Origin of the sequence: Halomonas borealis (genome assembly GCF_004798905.1) — a bacterium.
Lineage (GTDB): Bacteria > Pseudomonadota > Gammaproteobacteria > Pseudomonadales > Halomonadaceae > Halomonas > Halomonas borealis.
On the sequence record NZ_SDMO01000083.1, the window covers coordinates 1 to 260 of the forward strand.

1 rRNA gene is annotated in these 260 nt (G+C 48.1%); it reads left to right on the forward strand.

Annotated features, from left to right (window positions below):
- A 23S ribosomal RNA gene (locus ETC07_RS16245) occupies positions 1–260 on the forward strand; the annotation flags it as partial.

Genomic DNA, 260 nt, shown 5'->3' on the forward strand with positions numbered 1-260 from the left:
AGAAGAATTACCTGGGAAGGTAAGCCAAAGAGAGTAATAGCCTCGTATTTGAAATAGACTTTATACCTAGCAGTATCCTGAGAAGGGCTGGACACGCGAAATCCAGTTTGAATCCGGGAGGACCATCTCCCAAGCCTAAATACTCCTTAATGACCGATAGTGAACCAGTACCGTGAGGGAAAGGTGAAAAGAACCCCGGGAGGGGAGTGAAATAGCACCTGAAACCGTGTGCCTACAAGAAGTTCGAGCCCGTCAATGGG